We start from the raw sequence: 17,048 nt of genomic DNA on the forward strand, positions 1-17,048 counted from the left end.
CGGTGCCGCCCCGGCGAGGGCTTAAGATCGCCTGGTGAAACGCGACGAGCTGGCCGACTTCCTGCGGAACCGTCGTGCCGCGCTCGTCCCCGCCCGGAGCACGGCTCGCCGGACGCAGGGATTGCGCCGCGAGGATGTCGCCGAGCGCGCCTACATCTCCATCGACTACTACACCCGGCTGGAGCAGCGGCGCGGGCCGCGACCGTCACCCGAGGTGGCGTCGGCGCTCTCCCAGGCGCTGGAGCTGAACACCGACGAACGTGACCACCTGTACCACCTGATCGGTCACAACCCGCCCCAGCAGGCGCTGGAGTTCGACGACGTGGATCCGGGGCTGCGCCGGGTGCTGAACGCGCTCGACGAGAACCCGGCGATGATCATCTCGAATCTGGCGCACACCCTGGTGCAGAACCGGCTGTGCCGGGAACTGTTCGGCGACCTGACGCGTTACACGGGCCTGGCCCGCAGCGGCTACTTCCGGTGGTTCATGCTGCCTGAGGAACGCGCCTACTATCCCGCTGACGTGCACGCCGCCCAGAGCGCGACCTTCGCCGCCAGTGTCCGGGCGGCCGCGGACCTGGAGCCCGATCCCACCGAGGCCAACTGCCTGATCTCGGCTCTGCGGGCGGGAAGTGCCGAGTTCCGCGAGCTGTGGGAGAACCACGACGTGCGGCTCTGCCGGCAGGAGACCACCTCGCTGACCCATCCGGCCGTGGGCCGGGTGGACCTCGACTGTGAGGTCGTCTTCAGCCACGACCGTAGGCAGCGGATGCTGATCTTCACTCCCCGTGACGGCAAGGATCTGCGTCCCCTGATCACGGCGTAGTCAGCGCCGTACGGCTGCTGTCTCCCGCTGTGCTCGAGGCGGAAGGTGGCATTGCACGAACATGTTCGCTACGATCGCGTTTAGCGCTTACGAACATGTTCGTTGCGAACGTGATCTGGGAGCGAAGATCACCACCCCGACAATGAGGGACTGACACGACATGACCACTGCCATCCTCAACGCACGTATCTTCGACGGCCACGATGTGCCGGACTCGACGACCGTCATCATCGACGGCCCCACGATCACCGCCGTGGGAGCGCGGCCGCCCGCGGGCGCCGAGATCGTCGACGCTGCCGGAGCCACGCTGCTGCCCGGCCTGTTCGACGCGCACGTGCACACCAGCAAACCGAGTCTGGCGCTGGCGCTGCGCTTCGGGGTGACCACTCATCTGGAGATGCAGGGCACCAACACCCGGCCCAACCGCGGGGACATCGAGGAAGACGACACCCTTGCCGACGTACGCTCGTCCGGCTTCGGGATCACGCCGCCCGGAGGCCACCCCTCGGAACTGTTCCCCGCCGACTTCCGGCCCGGTCCGCCGCCCGGCGCATCCCGGGGAGCGGCACCCGAGCAGGCACCGGTGATGCCGTTCTCCACCACCCCGGAAGAAGCCGTCGCGTTCATCCCGAAGCTGGTCGCGACGGGTTCCGACTACATCAAGTTCATGGTCGACGACGGGAGCGTGGAGGGTCACCCCGGCCTGCCCATGCTGGACCAGGCCACCCTCGACGCGGGGGTGGCCGAGGCCAAGCGGCACGGCATGCTCACCGTCGCGCACGCCCTGACCATCGAGGCGACCCGCATGTCGATCGAGGCCGGCATCGGCGGTCTGGCGCATCTGTTCATGGACCGGCCCCACACCGCCGAGATCGTCGGACAGATCGCCGCCTCGGGAGCCTTCGTCGTGCCGTGTGTGGTCCTGAACGCCTCGATGATGGGTATCACCGGCGCCGAGCTGGCGGCCGACTCGAGGGTGTCGTCCCGTCTCGACCAGCCCTGGCTGGAAACCCTGCGGTCCAGCTTCGACCATTACCCGCAGGGCGACCTCGACGACGTGCTCGTCTCCGTCAAGGCTCTGCACGACGCCGGCGTGGACATCCTGGTCGGCACGGACGCCTCGGTTCCCCTGCCCTTCCTGGGCGGCCTCGCCCACGGCGCCAGCGTCCACCACGAACTGCAGTACCTGGTCCGAGCCGGCCTCAGCCCGATCGAGGCGCTGCGCGCCGCCACCAGCACTCCGGCGCGCCGGTTCGGTCTCACCGACCGAGGTCGCATCGCCGAAGGGCTTCGCGCCGATCTGCTCCTGGTCGGCGGGGACCCCACCACGACGATCAGCGACACGCTGAACACCCTTGCCGTCTGGCGGCGCGGAGCACGGCTCGCCGATGCCGCTGCCTCCCTGTGAACGGCCGCCGCTGACAGCGGGCGATCCGGGCAGCAAGGGTGAATTGCGCAGAACGGAGGCGCCGGCCGTTGGCTGTCGGCAACCCGCAGGTTTAGTGTGAAGGCTCCATCAGCTGCCCCAGACCCTGGTTGCGCGTCCACCACCTCGTGGTGCTGTCCGGGGAGAACAGCCGATGACCCGGCAGCGAGGCAATGGGCAGGACGACTTGCAGCCCGGCCGGTCGTGGGATCTGGTCGGCGTCTTCGGTCCGGGCCTGAGCGAGCTGTGCCGGGCGGGCACCGCGTTACTGCCGGGTGTCACCGGGGTCGGCCTGTCCGCGGGCCCGCTACCGATCGGCGGGCAGGAGGCCAGCCCGGTTCCGCGGGTCCGGTTCAGCAGCGACCGGGCCAGCGCCATTCTCGAATCCGCGCAGGAGACGCTGGCCGACGGCCCGTGTCACGAGGCCACAGCGACTCGCCAGCCGGTGCACGCCGCCGACCTGCGCCACCCGTCGTGGCGCGAACGGTGGCCGCGGTTCACCCCCGCGGCCCTGAACGCCGGAGCCCGGGCGGTGTTCGCCTGGCCGTTGCACGCCGGCGGGGTCCGGCACGCCGGCGCCGTCGACATGTACCGGCGTACCCCCAGTGGCCTGCGTGATGCCGATCGGAGCGCCGCGGTGGCGTTCACGGCCGCGGCCGCCGAGCTGCTCACCATGGAACGTTTCGGCGTGGACTGGACCGGTGCCTTCGCCCACGCCCGCCTCGACCATGCCCTGCTCGCCCTCGCCGGTGGCGAACCCGTCACGGGTCCGCCCGGCCTGGCCCGCGACACCGCCGCCGGGCTGCCGCTGGCCCGCTGGCTCGACGGCGCCTCGGTTCCCCAGCTGCGCAGGCAGGTTCACTCTCTCAGCACCGCGCAGGGCCTGATCGGCGAGGAGGGGAACCGGTTCGTGCTGGCCGTGCACGAAGCGATGATCAACGCCGTGAGCCACGGCGGCGGCCATGGCCAGCTGCTGCTGTGGCGTCGTGCCGGCCGGCTCTGGTGCGAGATCAGCGACCACGGCCCCGGCATCGGCACGTCCCTGCGCTCGACCGGCACCGCCCGCAGCCGCCGGCGGCGCCCGCACGGCTTCGGGCTGATGGAGCAGGCCTGCACCAGCATGGACGTCATCACCGACTCCACCGGCACGCGCCTGCTGCTCAGCCATGAGCTCGACAGCCGTCGCTGATCTCCGCCGGGGTCCGGGCACGGCATGACCGGGCGGGCCGGCACCTGCTCGCGTCATGCCGTCCCGGTGCGTCACGCCGCCGGTGCGATCACCGTGGTGGCGGGGTCGGTGCCGCCGGTGTCCAGCCGGAACGGCGGATAGGCGTCGGTCATCAGGGCGGTGTACGCGGCGACGCGCAGCACCCACCGGTTCAGGCCGAGGACCAGGTCGAACAGGCCACGCGGATAGTTGCCGGTGACGGCCAGAACGATCGCGGCGATGAGGACCAGGAGCCCGATCAGGCCGCCACCGGTCCAGCTGTAGCCGTCGGTGTCGGCGTTCACGGCGAACCAGGCGCCGCCGCCGACGAAGATGCCCACGATCAGCAGGTGCGGCAGCGCCAGCAGCCACCACTTCACCAGGACCAGCCCGCGGGACAGACGCTCGGGATAGGGCACGTGCAACTGTGCCGGACAGTCAGGATCGTCAGCGAGGGTGAACGGCGGATACCGGTCCGTGCCCAGCGCGCTGTAGGCGTAGTAACTGACCCGCCAGCCCCACCGGAGCACACCGACGTTGAACTCGAAGATCGCCCGCGGGTAGTGGCCGGTGAACAGGATTGCGAAGAACGCGACCACCGACAGGACCATGAACGCGATCCACAGGAAGAACAGCGCGAGATAGTGCGGGATGGACAGGAACCACTTCACCAGCCACATCCAGCGGGACAGGTGTGGATCCAGGCGTGCATCCACGCGAACCGGGTAGACGGACGCAACGGTCATGATCGTCGTACCTCCTGCCGACCGGCCGGCCGTTCTGATCCGCCGGTGTGGAGACGCCCGGCGCGAGCACACGGCTCACTTCCGTGCCTGCATCCTGATCAGGTCATGGAGGTGTCCGGGGAGATGGTGGCCCAGACGACCTTGCCGCCACGGGCGGGCAGCGCGCCCCAGCCGGGCGCGACGGCATGGACCAGCCGTAATCCCCGCCCTCGTTCCTGCAGCTCGACCGGGTTGCCCTCACCGGACGGCTCCCGCATGCGCGGATAGCGGGTGTCGCTGTCGCGGACGGCCACCAGCAGCCCGGGACCGGTGCGCACCACGGTGACCACCAGGTCGGTACCGGCGTGCTGGACGGCGTTGGAGGCCAGCTCGGAGACGATCAGCGCGGCGTCGTGCCGCAGGTGATGCAGTTGCCAGCGGTGACAGGCCTGCACGACGAGTTCTCTGGCCGCCGCCACGGAGAGCGGGTGCGAGCGGAGCCGGGCCTGCATCCGGGAGCCGGGTGGCAGGTCCGTGGCCAGGGCCCGGCGCGCCTGTTGCATGGTGTCGAACACCAGCGCCGGGGTTTCCTCGCCGTGCCGTAACCGGTGGTCCAGCATGGTCTGCGCGGGCAGGCACAACGCCAGCCGGACCGGCCGGGGACCGAGTCGAGCCGTGCGTGCCGCCGTGACCCAGAAGGACCGGCTCACCCCGTGCAGGTCGCCCACATCGTGCAGGTCGACGATCACCGCGGACACCGGGCCGGCGAGACACATCCGCAGGGTGGCGTCCACCTGCTGGCCGAGCTCCGTCGACCACTGCCCGTGCACCGTCATCTCGACCACGGTGGTGCTCGCATCGGCCGCGACGTCCACCGCCACCCCTCGCCGATTCGTCTCGGCGGTGACCAGATAGGGAGGTTTCGCGGGGTACGTCCGCCGTCCGACGGTGGTCATCGCCGACCGGCCGTACGGGTGTCGTGACGGTTACGCCTCGCCCCGCCGGCCGGGGCCGGATGCCGCCGGCGGCTCGTGAGCCCCAGCGGCGAGTCCTCGGCCCCGAGGAAAGTGCGCGGCCGGTCGCCGGGCGCGTGCGGGGTGGCGACGGGGAGGCGGGGTTGAGTGATCACGACGGCTCCAGGCGTCTGTAGGGCGGGTGCGCTACCGAGGTCTGGAGCAGCGAGGAGTGGCGGTGGTGACGTCATCGGCACCTGACTTCACTCTAGGCCGACCTGCTGTTGATCGCCCGACTCGTTGGACGTACGAGGGCCGGACGGCTGCGTTGTTTCAGGGTTTCCCGGCTCTCGTCCCGGTTACGGGAGCCCAGGTCATTGACTCGGTTCGAGCCCGTCGCAAGGATTTCCGGCAAGTTTCTTTACGATTGCGACCAGTCGGAAGGGCGCCGCCGTATGACCCGTCCCCGTTTCGCCGCCCTCACGGCGGGCCTGCTCGCCGGCGCGGGCCTGCTCGTCCCGCAAGCCGCCGCCCAGGCCGCCCCCGCCGCGACTGTGCAGGCATGGTTCAGTTCCGAGTCGCGCACCGCGGGCTACGAGCCGAAGAACGCGAACTGGTACACCAGTCCCGCCACCGGCCTGGCCGGCACGCCGTACCAGCTCAGCAGGCAGGCCGACATCGCCACCACGGCGGCCGCCGGCACCGCCACGATCTCGGTCGACACCGCCCAGCAGTTCCAGACCGTGCTCGGCGTGGGCTCCTCCCTGGAGGAGTCGACGGTCTTCAACCTGGCCCGGATGAGCGCGGCCGGCCGCACGAACGCCCTGCGCGCGCTGGTCGACCCGAGCGCCGGCGCGGGCTTCAACGTCGCCAGGATCGCGTTCGGCACCAGTGACTTCACCTCGCACGACTTCTACACCTACGACGACGGCGCGGCCGATCCGTCGCTGTCGCGGTTCTCGATCCAGCGCGACATCGACGACAAGATCATCTCGACGTTGCGCGAGGCGCTGGCGATCAACCCGAACCTGAAGATCTTCGCGAGCGCGTGGTCGGCGCCGCCGTGGATGAAGAGCAGCAACGCGATCATTACGGGAAGCCTGCTCGACCAGTACATCCCCACGCTGGCGACCTATTACCGCAAGGCGATCCAGGCGTACGCGGCACAGGGCATCCCGATCTACGGCCTGACGCTGCAGAACGAGCCGCTGTTCGAGCCCGCCGACTACCCGGGCATGCGCGTCACCGCTGACCAGGAACGACGTCTCGCGATCGCGCTGCGCGCCGAGCTCACCGGCAACGGCCTGGGCGCCACCAAGATCTGGGCCTTCGACCACAACTTCAGCGAGGGAGTCTCGTACGCGCAAGGGGTCCTCACCGGCGACGCGCGTGCCTCGGTCGACGGGATCGCCTTCCACGACTACGCCGGTGACCCGTCGGCGATGGCCACCGTCAAGGCGCAGTTCCCCGACAAGGACGTGCTGATGACCGAGCGTTCGGTCTGGGGCACCGCGGGCGCCGACCGGATAGTGCAGTACTTCCGCAACCAGTCCACCCTCTACGAGGGCTGGGTCTCGATGCTCGACCAGAACCGCTCGCCGGAGCGCTGGAGCGGCTCGCCCGACCCGACGATGCTGGTGCAGAGCGCGTCGAACCCTGACACGTTCTGGAAGACCCCCGACTACAACATGATCGCCCAGTTCTCGAAGTTCGTGCGGGCCGGTGCGAAGCGCGTCGCCACCGGCTACGGTTCGACCGGCACGGTGACCGACGTCGCCTTCGTGAACCCGGACAACTCGCTGGTCACCGTCGTGGTCAACCAGACCGCGTCGAACCAGACGTTCACGCTGCGTGCCGGCGGCCGTCAGTTCACCAGCACCCTGCCGGCGAAGACCACCGGGACGTACGTGTGGCCCGGCGCGGGTGACGCCGGAACCAGCCCGTCGCGTTCGGGTCAGATCACCGGGTACGGCGGCAAGTGCGTCGACGTTCCGGGCGCGTCCACCGCCAACGGCACCCAGGTGCAGCTCTGGACCTGCAACGGCTCGCCGGCGCAGACCTGGACCGTCGGCTCGGACGGCACGGTCCGGGTGCTCGGCAAGTGTCTCGACGTGAACGCCGCGTCCAGCGCCAACGGCACCAAGGCCCAGATCTACGACTGCAACGGGACCGCGGCCCAGCAGTGGACAGCGGGCACCGACGGCACCCTGCGTTCCCTGGGCAAGTGCCTGGACGCCACCGGCCCGTCCTCGGCCGACGGCACGAAGCTCCAGATCTGGGACTGCTTCGCCGGCGACAACCAGCGCTGGACCCTGCCGTAGTTCCCGGTCCGGCGCCGCCCGGCTACTGGTCGGCGGGGTGGCGCCGGACCACCGGAAACGGGACAGCGGGCTGCGACGAAGTCTCGTACGATGCGCGCACTTGATCTTCTTCGTCAGCACGTGAGGACTCCGTTGACGCATTCTCTCCTTCGCTGGGCCGTGGCCGGGACGGCCGCCGCCGTGGCGTCCGCCGCGCTGGCGGCCCCCGCTCTCGCGGACAGCGGACCTGTCCTGCTCGCGGGAGCAACACCGCAGGTCAGTGCGGCTGTGGGCGCTGACTTCGAGGTCAGCCTGTCGGTCACCAACACGGGCAGTTCGCCGCTGACCGGTGCCGGCGTCCTGCTGCACACCGACTGGGGCTTCGAGCCCACCCAGCAGTTCTCCAACTGCTTCTACGAGGACGCGCGGGCGCGGCGCTGCGCCTTCGACCAGACGCTGGAGCCGGGCAAGAGCTACCGGCTCGTCCTGCCGTACAAGGTTCGATCGGACACCTACGCGCCGGGCGGCACCGTGGGCCAGTTCCAGTGGCTGACGGCCGGCGAACTCGCTACCTACAGCGGGGGCACACCCGGAACCGGTGATCCGCTCCCCCTGCGGGAGGGCAACCCGTTGCCCAAGCACGACGACGGCTCGTCCGCGAACGTCGACGTGAAGGTCACCGGGACGAACGGCCTGGATCTGGTCGCGATCGGTGACGCCGTCTCCGGTGCGGCCGGTGCCGTGGTGCAGGCCACCGTGGGCGTGCGTAACGACGGTCCGGCCACGATCGACAGGGGCCGTTCCGGTAATGCGCCCGCCGAGGTCGAGGTGACTCTTCCGGCCGGCACGTCGTTCGTGAGGGCCCCCGGCTGCAGCCGGGAGGAGGACAACTCGCATTACCTCTGTGACGTGCCGGAGTACCTCTTCAAGGCCGGTACGACGTCGACCTGGACGTTCACCTTGAAGATCGACAAGGTGGTGCCCGACGCGCAGGGGACGGTCCAGGTCAACCCGCCGTGCCAGTGCGTCAACGTCGGCGACGTGAACAGGGCCAACGACACGACGCTGCTGCGAGCGAACCCCACCGCCGGGGACACCGACCAGCTCGCACCGGTGATCGCGAGCACCGGTCTCCTCGCCGATCAGCGGGTCCCCGCCGAGCTCGTCTTCTACCCGGGGACGGCCGACAACGTCGGAGTCATCGAGCTGCGGGCGACCGTCAACGACTCCCTCGACGCGGACTGCACCCTGACCGCCGGCTGCCGGGTGTCACTGGCGAGCCTGCCCAGCGACAAGTACGCCACCGTCACCGTCAGTGCCGTGGACGCCGCCGGCAACCACGCCGAGAAGTCGGTCCGGGTGAGCGTCGACAACGTCCTGCCCACCGCGACCCTCTCGCCGCGGGCCGGGTCCTCGGTGCCGAGCGGGCCGGTCACGATCACGCTGACCGGCGTCCCCAGCGACGTCTGGCGCATCGACGCGATCGACGGGCAGACCCGCGTCGGGCTGTCCGACGACGCCTGGGCGTACACCTGGAACGCCGTCGAGGGCGTCACCTCCCCGACGTTCGTTCTCCACGACCTCGCCGGCAACACCACCACCCTCGAGACCGGCTACACCGTGACGGCCAAGCCCGTGGACGACAAGCCGCCGGTCATCGCGCAGGTGGACTTCGCCGGTGCGTACTCGACGAACCGGCTGGACACTGGCACGGGCTGGATCGGCGGCGTCAGCACCCTGAAGCCGACGATCCAGGACGAGTCGGCGATCGTCCGGACGGAGTGGACGGTCGACGGCACGCCGCGGTCGAGCGACCCGACGTTCACCTGGGACGCGCGCACCTTCGCGGCGTCCGCCGCGACCGTGCGGCTGCAGGTGTGGGACGCGGCCGGCAACACGTCGTCCACCTCGTTCCCCGTGAACATCGACAAGACCGCTCCCACGATGACCATCGCACCCGGCCACAACGCCTTGGTCCGGGGTACGTCGTACGTCACCTCGCTCAAGGCCGCTGACCCGCACGGTGTCGCGGTCACGAACCTGGCCGGCCGGAGCGGCTCGGTGACGTCCGTGCGGCTGTCCAGCGGCAAGGACGGCGCGAAGACGATCACCTGGACGGCCGTCGACAGGCTGGGCAACACGGCGAGCGCGAGGCGGACCGTGATCGTCGACAACACCGCGCCCACGCTCAAGGTCACCAAGGCGCCCAGGAACAAGTCGAAGCTGTCCCGGAAGGTGACGTTCTCGGCCTCGGCGAGCGACCGCAACGGCGTGGCCAAGGTGCAGCTCCTGGTCAACGGCAAGGTGGTGGCCACCGACACCAAGGCCGCCTACCTCCTGGCGCTCACTCCCGCGCGCTACGGCAAGAAGTTCACGGTCCAGCTGCGCGCCTACGACAAGGCGGGCAACGTCCGGTACTCGAGCAAGCTGAGCTATCGCCGCTGATCCACGACACCGGTGCCCGCCTGGAACACTCCGGGCGGGCACCGGTCGTTGCGGCTGGCCGGGGTCAGCGCCAGTTGCCCCGCTTGCGGGCCTTGCGGACCAGCAGGTACGCGGCCACGCCGCCGATCAGGACAGCCCAGATGCTCGCCTCGGGCCCGAACTCGCCGCCGCTGAGAATCGCCGGGCCGTGCGGGGTTCCGGTGAACAGCCCGCCGACCGTGGTGTCGGCGCCGGAGACGGTCGCGCCGAAGATGCCCGACTCGGCGAAGTTCCAGCCCAGGTGGATGCCGATCGGCAGCCACAGAGTGCGCGTCGCGGCGTAGGCGGCGCCGGCGAGCAGGCCGCCCTCGATCGCGACGGCCAGCGCGCCCCAGACCGTGGCGTCCGGGTTGAGCAGGTGCAGGCCGCCGAAGAGCACACCCGAGACGATCAGGGCGATCGTGCTGCCCCAGCGCTCCTCGACGATGCGGAACAGCACCCCACGGAAGAGCAGCTCCTCGATGACGGCGACGCCGAGCATCAGGCCGAAGGTGCCGATCATGTCGCCGAACGATCCGCCGTGCAGCCGGTAGGCGTTGCTGACGAACATCAGGGCCAGCGTCAGGCAGAACAGGCCGACGCCGATCAGGGTGCCGCGGATCAGCTGCGGGCGTGCCGTGGCCCGGCTGATCTCCGGGGTGTCGCGCTCCTCGAGCCAGGAGACCAGCTTGGCGTACGCGTAGAGCGCCGTTGCCGCCGCCGCTACCCCCGCGAGGATGCCGGTGACCGGGTTCCGCGCGGCCGCGGTCAGCAGCGGCGTGAGCAGCGACTCGAACGCGAGGAACACGACGAGCAGGAACACCAGGCGAGCGCCGAGGGGCCGCAGCCAGCGCGGCGGACCGGAACGGGTGGGCGATGCCTCAGCGGTCTCGTTGCTCATCGTCTCTCCTCTGTGAGCTGCGGGAATGTCCCGCATCGACAGGAGTGAGACTAGGAAGAACAGCCGCGGCGATAGTCACCCTCGAGTGAGCAATCGGGGGTCCCCCGGACGGGGGACGGGCCCCGGAGACGCGCTCCGGGGCCCGCGGGAACTCCAGGGTCAGGACTTGGCGAACTTCTGGGCGGCAGTGCCGTTGCAGTCCCAGATCTGCAGTCGGGTGCCGTTGGCCGTGTTGCCGGACGGCGCGTCGATGCAGCGGCCGGACTGCGGGTTGCTGATGCTGCCGTTGCCGTTGACGACCCAGGTCTGCGCCGCGTTGCCGGTGCAGTTGTGCAACTGCAGGACGGTGCCGTTGGCGGTGCCACCACCGGCGATGTCCAGGCACATGCCGAGCGTGGTCAGCGACTGGCCGGTCCAGGCCCAGTGCTGGTCACGGGCGGCGGACTGGCAGTCCCAGAGCTGCACGGCGGCGCCGTCGCCACCGATGTCGTCACCGGCGACGTCGACACACTTGCCACCCGGGCCGTTGATCGTGGTTCCGGTGGTCGAACCGCCGCCGCCCGAACCGCCGCCCCCGGTGAACGGCGAGAGTGTGATCCCCGCGGACGTCGGGTTGTTCGAGTAGACGAGGGATTCCTGATTCTGTACGTCGTCGAAGGCGAACGCGTACGCCTTCCCGTCCGCCATGTTCGCGTGGATGATCCGCGCGTACTGGTTGGCCGGGTTGTTCTTGTAGAAGTCGGCAGCGGTGCCGCCGGGCTGCGTGTCGATGGTCCCGAGCGTGCCCCGGTTCAGCGCCGCGCACAGCGTACGGGCGATCGGCCCGACCACCAGGTCGTTCGGCGCGGCCAGGTTGCCGTCGCAGCCCCAGACGTTGGCGCTGGACGGTTTGCCGAACGAGGCGACCTGCGCCCCGGAGCTGTTCGTGAAGACCATGGTGTTACCCGACGTACGGCCGAAGTACTTGGTGTTGGGCTGGTCCCCGAATGGCACGACGGTCAGCGTCTTGCTCGCGTAGGCGTTCCACGCGGTGTTGATGTACGAGTCGAAGTAGGTGTTGCTGAACAGCCCCGCGCCGGCCGCCTTGCCGGGCGCGAGCACCCGCAGCACGGTCCCGTCCGAGCGGGTGACCACGGTGTTCGCCCAGCCGGACTGCGCCCGGATCTGGTCGATGACGTTCTGCCGGCCGTTGGCGACGACCGCGCCGGTGCTCCTCGTGCCGTCGCTGCCGGAGACGGTCACCACGTGCGGGAGAGCGAACATGTCGACCTGCGAGCTGTTGAGCCACAGACCGGAGTCGTTGTAGGTGAACTCGCTCCAGTCGAACAGGATGTCGTGGTTCGGGTCGCCCGAGGCCCACGGCGCCGGCTGGACCAGACCGTCCGGGGTCAGGAAGAACTTGAGCTTCTGGCCGAGCGACATGTAGAGCCGGCCGGAGAAGTTGCGCGGCACCTGGACGGTGCTGCTGCCGCCGTTGCCCGCACCGGCTATCGCGACGTCCGGCGCGGCCGACGGTGGGTTCGAGCCGGCCGGCCACGCGTTGAACGTGCCACCGGCGGTGACGTAACCGAGCCTGCCGGTGTTGAGGTTGACGCCGATGACGTAGAGGTAGACGGCGTCGCCGCGCCCGGTGCTGTTGGTGACGGTGAACGGCAGCAGGTTCGGGCCGGCGGCCTGGGCGGCCGGAGCAGCGGCAGCCGCGCCGACCGGTATCGCCGCGATCAGCGCGGTAAGCGCGCTGAGCAGCCTCTTTCGAGTGGACATGGGGACTCCTCGGGGGTGGATGCGGAGGATGCCCTGCGACGTGGGGAGCGTCGAGAGAGCGCTCTCACATCTTTGTTAACTATTTCGCCGCTGTCAATGTTTCGCCGATGTTAACGACGGACGGGACATCGTGAAGACATCGCTCTAGGTCAAAATCGGACGGTGTACGAGCGAGTGATGCGCTGGATCCGCGGCCTGCCACCGACTGCCGCGGATGCCGGCCTGGCGGTGATCGCCCTGGCCGCGCAACTGGCGCCGTTCCTCTCCGGTGACCGGCACTGGCCGATGCCGGCGTACGCCGTAGCCGCGGCCGTGTCACTGCCGGTGATCTGGCGACGGCGGGCGCCGTTCGTCGTCCTGCTGGCGAGCGAGCTGGCCGCCGCGGCCTACGCACTGGTGCCGGACGGTCCACGGCAGCCGCTCTGGTACGGCGCGCTGATCGCCATGTTCACCGTCGCCGCGCAGTCACCCCGCTGGCAGCGGATCAGCGCGATCGTGATCATCGGCTGGGGAGCGTTCATCCTCACCGGCTCGATCGAGACCGCGACCCGCGGGGCGCTGCTCTGGACCACCGCGTACCTCGCCGGCCGCGCCTGGGCCAACCGCAAGGAAGAGGTGCGCACGCTGCAGGAACGCGCCCGTCACCTGGAACGCGAGCGGGAGCTGGAGGCCGAGCGGGAACGGTCCAGGATCGCCCGCGACATGCACGACATCCTCGCCCACGCGGTGAGCATCACGATCGCGCAGGCGGAGGCGGGGCCGGTGCTCATGAAGCAGGGCGCCGCCCGTACCGAGGAGGCGTTCGACGCGATCGCCGAAGCGGGCCGGGACGCGATGGCGCAACTCCGGCGGATCCTCGGCGTGCTCGACGCCGGTGAGGGGACCGCCCGAGTGCCGCAGCCCACGCTCGCCGACCTCGCCGGCCTCGTCGACCAGGTCTCCCGGCCCGGATCGACGTCGGTCACACTGAACGTTCTCGGACAGCCGGGCTCGATCACGCCCGACGCCGAAGTGGCGGCATACCGAATCGTTCAGGAGGCATTGACCAACGTGCTGAAGCACGCGCGGGCAAAAGCGGTCACAGTGACCCTCGACTGGAGTGGCGGCGAGCTCGTCGTCACGGTGACCGACGACGGGCGCGGACCGCAGCGGACCGACGGCCAGGGGCACGGAATCATCGGGATGCACGAGCGGGCCGCGTCGTGCGGCGGGTCCGCGACGGCCGGCCCGGCGCCCGGCGGTCAGGGTTTCCGGGTGCGGGCGACACTTCCCGGGGCCGCTCGGTGAGCATCCGCATCGTGGTCGCCGACGACCAGGAGCTGATCCGGGGCGCTTTCGTGACGATCCTCGGCAACGAGCCGGACATGGAGGTCGTCGCCGAGGCGTCCGACGGGGCGGAGGCGGTGGCCGCGGTCCGGGAACACGCGCCGGACGTGCTCGTGCTCGACATCCGGATGCCGGGGATGGACGGCATCGAGGCCACCCGCCGGCTCAGCGGTGACCCGGTGCGCGTTCTCATGCTGACCACGTTCGGTCAGGACGACTACGTCTACGACGCGCTGCGGGCAGGGGCGAGCGGCTTCCTGCTCAAGGACGTACGCCGGGCCGAGCTGATCCAGGCGGTCCGGGTCGTCGCGGCCGGGGAGTCGCTGCTCGCCCCGGCGGTCACCACCCGGCTGATCGAGACGGCGGTGCGCCGGCAGCCGCCACCGGCCGGCACCTGGGCCGGGCTCGAACGCCTCACCCCGCGGGAGCGCGAGACCCTGCGGCTGCTCGGCCGTGGGCTGACCAACGCCGAGGTCGCGGCCGCTCTCACGGTCACCGAGCACACCGTGAAGACGCACGTCAGCAGCGTGCTCGCCAAGCTCGGGCTGCGCGACCGGGCGCAGGCGGTGGTGGCCGCGTACGAGTCCGGTCTGGTCGTCGCCGGGGAGCCGCCTCCCTCTGGGGAGTGAGATCGGAACCGTTCCCGGCGGCGATGTGCGCGGGCTCCGGCTCGTCGACGATCGTTCTCGTGATCGAACGTGCCTACCGCCTCCTCAGCCTGCTCCTCGTCGTCGCCGCGCTGGCCGCGGTCCCGTCCGCGGCAGCCGCCGTCCCGCCGTCCGTGCCGCCGATCCCGTCCGACCTGACCAGCACCGACGTCAGCATTCACACCAGAGACGGCAAGACCTTGTCGGGTATGGTCGTCGCACCCCGAGCCGCGACGCATCCGCTGCCCGGCCTGGTGCTGGTCCACGGCTCCGGCAACAGCAGGCGCAAGAGCGTCACGCCGGAGGCGATCGCCTTCGCGCGGCAGGGCATCGCGGTGCTCGCCTACGACAAGCGCCCGCTCGACCAGCCGGTGTATTCGCTGCTCGCCGACGATGTCATCGCCGCCGCCGCGACCCTGCGGGACCAGCCCGGGGTCAAGCGCGACGCGGTCGGCCTATGGGGGATCAGCGAGGGCGGCTGGGTCGAGCCGATCGCCGCGAGCCGCTCCCCGGAGATCGCCTTCGTCGTGCTGGCCTCCGCACCGGGCCTGACCCCGCTGCGCGTGCAGAACTGGAACATGCTCAACAAGCTGACCGGCGCCGGAGTCACCGGGGCGCTCGCCGGCACGCTGTCCGACCGGTTCTACCGGCTGGCCGACGACGCCGGGCTCTTCGCCGAGGCCGATCACGACCCGCAGCCGCCGCTGGCCGCCGTCACGCAGCCGGTCCTGGCCGTCTACGGCACCGCCGACACCCAGGTGCCGGCCGCGGAGAGCGCCGCGGTGCTGACCCGGACGATCCGCACGCCGCTGACCGTGCGCTTCCTGCCCGGCGCCGGGCACACGCTGCGCGTTCTCGACGGGGACGGGATCTACACCGACGAGCTCTTCCCGGCGTACGCGGAGATCGTCGGCACCTGGGTCCGCTCGACAGCCGCCGGCCGGATCCCGCCGCCGCACACCGACCCGCTCCCCGCGCAAAGGGCGACCAGCGACGCGCTCACCCCGTCGGCCTGGTGGGAGTCGTGGCCCGCGCAAATCGCCGCGCTCGCCGTGCTCCTGCTCGGCTTCCTCTCCTACCCGATCGTCGCGCTGACCCGGCGGATCCGCGGCCGGAGCGTCCCCACCGCCCGTCCCGCCCGGATCCTCGCCGCGACCGGTGCCCTCGCCGTCCTCGGCTTCGTCGCCTACTTCGTCACGGTGGCCGACAGCGCCGACTGGAAGGGCATCTCCCCCGGCCCGATGCTGGGCGGGCGGCCGGTGCTCTGGCTGGCGGTGCAGGCGCTCGCGCTGATCACGGTGATCGCCGCGGCCATGACGGCCCACGCCTCGCGCCGGACCCGGGGCGACCGCCCGCGGCAGGTCGTCCTGCTCGTGGCCGGCGCGCTGTTCCTCCCGTGGGCGCTCTACTGGGGGCTGCTGCTGCCCTGAGGCGGGGAAACAGGCCCTGTCCTCGCGGGGCAAGGACAGGGCCATCGGTCTGGGGAGGTCAGACGCCGGTGGCGGCCGCCACCGGCTGGGCGTCGTGCGGGCGGGCCGGCGTGGCCGGGCGATGCTGCGCCTTCCAGATCGCGTTGAACGTCTGCAACGGCTTGGGTGGGTTCAGCTTCACCACGGTGTGCGCGTCCACTGTGCGCATGTCGAGCGCGAAGTCGCGCCGTCCGCCGATCAGCTCGACGTCGCCGGTGTTGTTGCCCTTCTGGTTCCACCAGATCCAGCCGAGGAAGTCCCACGGGCGCCGCCAGCCGGCGACCTCGTCGTGCACCCCCTTGATCCAGGCGGCGCGGGCCGAACCGTCGTGGTCCGCGGGCATGCCGATCAGGCCGAGCTCCGGGAAGATCCGCGGCCGGGTGTCGGCCGGGCTGAACTGGTACGCCTTCACGTGCTTCAGGAACTCGGCCGGCGCCGGCAGCCGCGCCGGGCTCATCACGTGCTCGCGTGTCCCGGCCGGCACGTAGCAGTCGATGCCGAGGAAGTCGCCGGTGCCGGGGTCGTACGTCTCGTACTTGAAATGGCCCTTGTCCTCGCCGTTGTTCTCGGTCCAGGTCTTCGTCAGGACCGGGCCGCAGCTGATGTTGTGCCGGATCAGGGCCGGCAGGCTGTCGATCATGGCGAGGAACTTCGCGAAGTTGCGCCGGTACGCCGCCGGGCCGCCGTCCAGGTCACCCTCGGGCTCGTGCCGGTCGGTGATGTAGACGCGCATCGCCGGGTCGTCGATGATCCAGGCCGGCATCTGCCGCAGCTGTTCCCGGACGTGGTCGAGTCCGCCGCTGTGACCGTCGATCTTGCAGCTCAGGAACGGGATGGTCCGCGTGCGCCGGCAGTAGTCCAGTCGCTTGTCGGACCAGTTCGGGAGGACCTTCCGCTTGACGCCACCGATGGCGACGTCGACGGGGAAGATCCGCATGATGTCGTTCCCGGAAAACAGCGGCTCGTAGACATCGATGTCTCCGGCCGCGATGGACGCGCCGATCAGCACGGGTACCACCTCCGAACTGATTCAATCCGTTT

Annotated in this window: 13 protein-coding genes; 8 read left to right on the forward strand and 5 right to left on the reverse strand. The window is 70.4% G+C overall.

Going from position 1 to position 17,048, the window contains the following annotated elements; translation table 11 throughout:
* The first annotated feature begins 34 nt into the window (after positions 1 to 34).
* The 3 genes from Acy02nite_RS23675 (at position 35) to Acy02nite_RS46650 (ending at position 3,441) form a co-directional block, all read left to right on the forward strand.
* Positions 35 to 826, forward strand: coding sequence for a helix-turn-helix transcriptional regulator (locus tag Acy02nite_RS23675; RefSeq protein ID WP_203744019.1), 792 nt, complete (start codon positions 35 to 37; stop codon positions 824 to 826).
* Between the two features lie 160 nt (positions 827 to 986).
* On the forward strand, positions 987 to 2,234 hold the full coding sequence (locus tag Acy02nite_RS23680) for an amidohydrolase family protein (protein WP_203744026.1): 1,248 nt from the start codon (positions 987 to 989) through the stop codon (positions 2,232 to 2,234).
* Positions 2,235 to 2,406: 172 nt separating this feature from the next.
* On the forward strand, positions 2,407 to 3,441 hold the full coding sequence (locus tag Acy02nite_RS46650; protein ID WP_239175125.1) for an ATP-binding protein: 1,035 nt from the start codon (positions 2,407 to 2,409) through the stop codon (positions 3,439 to 3,441).
* 71 nt (positions 3,442 to 3,512) lie between these two features.
* Here Acy02nite_RS46650 and Acy02nite_RS23690 read toward each other — a convergent pair whose 3' ends face one another.
* Entirely contained in the window at positions 3,513 to 4,205 is a 693-nt protein-coding gene (locus tag Acy02nite_RS23690) for a DUF4389 domain-containing protein (RefSeq protein WP_203744027.1), read from the reverse strand.
* 98 nt (positions 4,206 to 4,303) lie between these two features.
* A complete protein-coding gene (locus Acy02nite_RS23695) occupies positions 4,304 to 5,140 on the reverse strand; it encodes an ATP-binding protein (protein WP_203744028.1) in 837 nt (278 codons plus the stop codon).
* A 452-nt stretch (positions 5,141 to 5,592) separates the two neighbouring features.
* Here Acy02nite_RS23695 and Acy02nite_RS23700 point away from each other — a divergent pair, with 452 nt between their 5' ends.
* Both Acy02nite_RS23700 and Acy02nite_RS23705 read left to right on the forward strand, forming a co-directional pair.
* Complete coding sequence (locus Acy02nite_RS23700) at positions 5,593 to 7,458, forward strand: ricin-type beta-trefoil lectin domain protein (RefSeq protein WP_203744029.1); 1,866 nt, start codon at positions 5,593 to 5,595, stop codon at positions 7,456 to 7,458.
* 132 nt (positions 7,459 to 7,590) lie between these two features.
* Positions 7,591 to 9,882: an Ig-like domain-containing protein gene (locus Acy02nite_RS23705; RefSeq protein ID WP_203744030.1), complete on the forward strand. Its 2,292-nt coding sequence runs from the start codon at positions 7,591 to 7,593 to the stop codon at positions 9,880 to 9,882.
* Positions 9,883 to 9,946: 64 nt separating this feature from the next.
* On the opposite strand, the gene Acy02nite_RS23710 is transcribed toward Acy02nite_RS23705, so the two are convergent.
* Both Acy02nite_RS23710 and Acy02nite_RS23715 read right to left on the reverse strand, forming a co-directional pair.
* Complete coding sequence (locus Acy02nite_RS23710) at positions 9,947 to 10,801, reverse strand: CPBP family intramembrane glutamic endopeptidase (protein ID WP_203744031.1); 855 nt, start codon at positions 10,799 to 10,801, stop codon at positions 9,947 to 9,949.
* A gap of 159 nt (positions 10,802 to 10,960) precedes the next feature.
* Entirely contained in the window at positions 10,961 to 12,565 is a 1,605-nt protein-coding gene (locus tag Acy02nite_RS23715) for a beta-1,3-glucanase family protein (protein ID WP_203744032.1), read from the reverse strand.
* Between the two features lie 162 nt (positions 12,566 to 12,727).
* Here Acy02nite_RS23715 and Acy02nite_RS23720 point away from each other — a divergent pair, with 162 nt between their 5' ends.
* From Acy02nite_RS23720 to Acy02nite_RS23730, 3 genes are read left to right on the forward strand one after another with little or no spacing between them, the layout of a single operon-like run.
* Positions 12,728 to 13,852 (forward strand): sensor histidine kinase, encoded by a 1,125-nt coding sequence (locus Acy02nite_RS23720; protein ID WP_203744034.1) that lies wholly within the window; start codon positions 12,728 to 12,730, stop codon positions 13,850 to 13,852.
* Complete coding sequence (locus Acy02nite_RS23725) at positions 13,849 to 14,520, forward strand: response regulator (protein WP_203744036.1); 672 nt, start codon at positions 13,849 to 13,851, stop codon at positions 14,518 to 14,520. The genes Acy02nite_RS23720 and Acy02nite_RS23725 overlap by 4 nt, the downstream gene beginning before the upstream one ends.
* A complete protein-coding gene (locus Acy02nite_RS23730; RefSeq protein ID WP_203744038.1) occupies positions 14,517 to 15,968 on the forward strand; it encodes an alpha/beta hydrolase family protein in 1,452 nt (483 codons plus the stop codon). The genes Acy02nite_RS23725 and Acy02nite_RS23730 overlap by 4 nt, the downstream gene beginning before the upstream one ends.
* A gap of 58 nt (positions 15,969 to 16,026) precedes the next feature.
* Here the strand turns inward: Acy02nite_RS23730 and Acy02nite_RS23735 are convergent, their stop codons facing one another.
* Complete coding sequence (locus Acy02nite_RS23735; protein WP_203744040.1) at positions 16,027 to 17,016, reverse strand: hypothetical protein; 990 nt, start codon at positions 17,014 to 17,016, stop codon at positions 16,027 to 16,029.
* Positions 17,017 to 17,048 lie beyond the last annotated feature (32 nt).

Origin of the sequence: Actinoplanes cyaneus, from assembly GCF_016862095.1 — a bacterium.
GTDB lineage: Bacteria > Actinomycetota > Actinomycetes > Mycobacteriales > Micromonosporaceae > Actinoplanes > Actinoplanes cyaneus.

Coding starts and splice junctions, on each gene's coding strand:
- Acy02nite_RS23680 (WP_203744026.1), top strand. CDS start 987: ATGACCACTGCCATCCTCAACGCACGTATCTTCGACGGCCACGATGTG.
- Acy02nite_RS46650 (WP_239175125.1), top strand. CDS start 2,407: ATGACCCGGCAGCGAGGCAATGGGCAGGACGACTTGCAGCCCGGCCGG.
- Acy02nite_RS23690 (WP_203744027.1), bottom strand. CDS start 4,205: ATGACCGTTGCGTCCGTCTACCCGGTTCGCGTGGATGCACGCCTGGAT.
- Acy02nite_RS23695 (WP_203744028.1), bottom strand. CDS start 5,140: ATGACCACCGTCGGACGGCGGACGTACCCCGCGAAACCTCCCTATCTG.
- Acy02nite_RS23700 (WP_203744029.1), top strand. CDS start 5,593: ATGACCCGTCCCCGTTTCGCCGCCCTCACGGCGGGCCTGCTCGCCGGC.
- Acy02nite_RS23710 (WP_203744031.1), bottom strand. CDS start 10,801: ATGAGCAACGAGACCGCTGAGGCATCGCCCACCCGTTCCGGTCCGCCG.
- Acy02nite_RS23715 (WP_203744032.1), bottom strand. CDS start 12,565: ATGTCCACTCGAAAGAGGCTGCTCAGCGCGCTTACCGCGCTGATCGCG.